Below are 3,666 nucleotides of genomic sequence, written 5' to 3'. Positions count from 1 at the left end.
AACGATTTAAAAGCCCTCTCATGACCAGCGCCCCCCTCTTCCTCGCCCTGCGCTACCTGCGGCCCACGCGCTCGTTCATCTCGGTCATCACCGTGATTTCGATGCTCGGAGTCATGCTCGGCGTCGGCGTGCTGGTCTTTGTGATGTCCGTGTTCAGCGGCTGGCAGCGTGAGTACCGGCAGATGCTCATCGGCTTTGAGCCGCATGCCATGGTGGAGCCTTTGGGTGCGCTGGAAGGCGAACCCGGCGGTCCGAAACCCGTCGATTGGCGCGAGCTTCAGAAAAGCCTCGCCCAGCGTCCTGAAGTTGTTTCTGCTGTGCCCGTGGCAGACAGAACAAGGGAAGGTCACCTCGGCATCCTCGTCGTTGAAAATGACTCCAATCTTCAGGGTGTCAGCGTCATCGGCATGACCGATGACCAAGACAACGCGCTGCTGCAAAAGCTCAAGAAGCACATCAAAACGGATGCGTTGGGTGACACTAAAACCATCAACGAAAAAGGTAAGGCCGTGTACCGACAAGGGAAATTCGATCTCAGGGACGACACCATTGTTCTCAGTGACAAATTCGCGAAGGAGATCGGCGCAAAAGTAGGCGACACGCTCGTCGTGCACGCCGCAGAAAGCGTGAACCAGTTCATCCAAAAGTACCGTGAGATCCCCGAAAACGAAGACCAGAAAAAGCGCGCCGCAGCCCTCGACGACGTCACTATCCTGTCAAAGGACCTCACACTCATAGCCACGCTGCGTGAAGACACCGCCGGAAAGCGTGGCTACGTGCCGCTGCATGTCGCGCAGGAGTTCTTCAACCTCGACAGTGACATCAGCGGCATCGAGCTGGAGCTGAAGGATCCGGACAACGCCGATCGTGTCATGACCACGATGTACCAGTCCGGTGCGCTGCCGGAAAGCTGGGGCTACCGCACCTGGGAGCAGGAGCACGGCATGATGCTGGAGTCCGTCGAGAACCAGCGCACCATGATGTGGTTCCTGCTGCTCTTCATCATGCTTGTCGCCGCCATCTGCGTGATGAACACCACCATCACCGTCACGGTGAAAAAGCGCCGCGAGATCGGCATTCTCACCGCTCTGGGCACACGTGCGTGGCAGATCATCGCCATCTTTGTCTCGCAGGCGGGCATCGTGGCCCTCGTCGGCGTCGTGGCCGGACTCGCAGGCGGCTTCTTCGTCCTTAGCATTCGCAATTGGATCCGAGATCAAATCTCCGCCATCACCGGCCGCGACATCTTCCCGCAGGACATCTACTTCCTCTCCAGCATCCCCGCCCATACCAGCCTCAGCGATCTCCTCATCATCTGCACCACGGCGGTCGCCCTCTGCCTCATGGCCGCGCTGGTTCCTTCATGGTTCGCCGCGCGTGTGGACCCTGCCGTGGCATTGCGGGATGGAGGCTAAGCTCGGCGCGGAGGATCATTCTGCTTCCGCCATTCATCAAGCCGCTTCGCCAGCGTTTCCGCCGTGACAGATTCGGTGATGCCGTCGATCAGGGTTTTCTTTTGATCAAAGATCGTCTCTCCGCGCACGCGGTAGTAGAACTGGTTGCCGAATTGCATGTTGGTGTCGTGGGCGAAGCCGGTAAAATGGCGCGGCTCGAAGGTCTCCTGCCATGAATAAAAAGGCCCGATCCGGTTCAGGATGCGTAATTCGCCAGTCGTGATTTCGACCTGGCGGCTGTGCAACAATGTCCACAAACCGCCACCAAGAATCAGCGGTGAGGTGATGCCCCAGACGAGCCTGAAAATCAGAGGAGCACCCTGATACACCATAAACAAAAACGCCGCGAACCACACGCTGCCAAACAGCAGCAGGAACACGCTCATGAAGCGGTTCCTCCCCGCCGGGCAGTCGAGGAGTACCGGGATGCCACTCGAATCAAATTCCGCCCTTATGCCACGTGCCTGCAATCGAGAGCCGAGATCCTCCGTGCTCAAAGCGACGACCTCTGCTGGATGATTCGTGACGGATTTTTCTGTCAGGGCCTCGCCTGTGGCAGCAAACACCGGCAGCGGAAGGACAGCTGGCTTGCCGCCTTGGGAGGAGCTGACCTCCAGAGTCCACACATGCTGCTCGCCATCGGTCGTCACGATAGAGGCTTCATCCACGACAGAAGATGGCAGTCCGCGCGGAATCTCAATGTGCAGCGGCAGTGTCATGCCGCTGACGTCACGCCGTGCCTCGGCGGCAGACAGCGTCTCCGTGTGTTCCCAGATTGTTTCCTTGGCCGTCGTCCGCGAGTCACCGCTGCGTCGCGTGATATGCCGCTGGCAGAGCACTCGGACCGAAATCGTGCTCACGGGCGAAAGCACCCGGTCAAATCGCAGATCGCCTGCCAGTGTCGATCCTGTTCTTGCCGGCAACTGCTTGACCTGCAAAGACGGATGCCCGAAGGCCAGGCGCGATTTCACCCGCTTCCAGGCAAAGAAGAGTGGAATCAAAGCAAGCATTGCGGGCAGCAACGCGAGTGTGGCCAGTCCTGACTTCGCAATCTCTCCACCCAAAATCACCGCCAGCGACAGCGGCAGCTGCACCACCAGAATCCAGCCAGCGACTCCGAGAATGAAGGGCAGCCCGTCCTTTGTGGCGTGAATCGTATCCCCCTCCCATTCCGACCTCCATCGCCATGGTTCACCGGGATGCTGCGCTGCCAGCTTTTGGCTCAAGCCCGCTTTGCGCGACTGCCGCCAGCCACCGATAGAAACAAGACAGCCTGCCAGCGGGAAGAGCGTCGGGAAAATCGACATCAAGAGCAGCAGACCCCAGCGGAGATCGCGAAACAGCACGGCCTGTTCCGGCTTGGATGGATTTACAAAGCAGCGAAACGGCCGCTTTTTGCCCTTCACCGACTGCAGCTGCTGAAAAGCCCGCTCCTGAAAATCCCCCATGTTGTCGGAGCCACTGAAGAAACTCACCTCATCGCCATGGTAGCTGCGCCGGTCGAACTCATAGCGATAACTGGCCTCAGCACGGTAAGTCGTACCACCTTTGCTGCCACGCGAGGCCTTGAGCTCCGCAGTCTCAATCCAGCACGGCACTTCCACCCAGTTGCGCGAGGACCACCACGAACTGATCGCCGGAAAATAGAGAAACACACCGACGGCAAGGCCGGCTAGGATAAAGGGCAGACCAAACAGCACAGCACAACCTCCGCTAAGCTGTTTCGTGGAGCGGGTCGCAGAACGATTGGAGCGTAACATGCCCGCAACATGCCACAAACCGACTGACTTCCGCAACATCCGCGTATGATGCGGGCCATGCCTCCCGCCTTTCATCCATACGGCCCATCCCACAAGGCGGTGCTCGTCATCACGCTGGCCGTGTTCATCGTGATGCTGCTGCTCTCCCGCACCCGCTGGGCGGTGCTCTCGCAGCGGGCACTGGGCGGCATGCTGCTGACCTTGTATCCCGTCGGTCTGGGAGTGCATGCTCTTTACGGCTCGCTCAGTGTGTACACGGCGCTTCCCCTGCAGTACTGTGACATTGCCACCCTGGCAGCGGGCATCGCGCTCTGGACGCGCCGCTCGTTTTTTTGCGAGGTGGTGTATTTCTTTGGCATCGCAGGCACCCTTCAGGGGCTGCTGACGCCCGCGCTGATCTATGAGTTTCCAGACCCGCGTTTCTTTTTGTTTTTCATCATGCACGCCGGCGT

At 59.2% G+C, this 3,666-nt stretch carries 3 protein-coding genes; 2 read left to right on the top strand and 1 reads right to left on the bottom strand.

From position 1 onward, the window contains the following. Window positions 1-1,415 (top strand): FtsX-like permease family protein (locus ACIREA_RS28490; RefSeq protein ID WP_397385711.1); only part of this gene is annotated, 1,415 nt, incomplete at its 5' end. On the opposite strand, the gene ACIREA_RS28485 is transcribed toward ACIREA_RS28490, so the two are convergent. After that, a complete protein-coding gene (locus ACIREA_RS28485; protein WP_397385710.1) occupies window positions 1,412-3,214 on the bottom strand; it encodes a DUF3592 domain-containing protein in 1,803 nt (600 codons plus the stop codon). The two genes, ACIREA_RS28490 and ACIREA_RS28485, sit on opposite strands and share 4 nt — an antisense overlap. A 57-nt stretch (window positions 3,215-3,271) precedes the next feature. Between ACIREA_RS28485 and ACIREA_RS28480 the strand changes: the two genes are divergently transcribed. Further along, window positions 3,272-3,666, top strand: a 395-nt coding sequence (locus ACIREA_RS28480; protein WP_397385709.1) for a TIGR02206 family membrane protein, incomplete at its 3' end; no start/stop codon positions are given.

The organism is Prosthecobacter sp. (assembly GCF_044373815.1).
In the GTDB taxonomy this organism is placed as follows: domain Bacteria; phylum Verrucomicrobiota; class Verrucomicrobiia; order Verrucomicrobiales; family Verrucomicrobiaceae; genus Prosthecobacter.
This window is presented reverse-complemented; position numbering and strand designations above follow the sequence as displayed.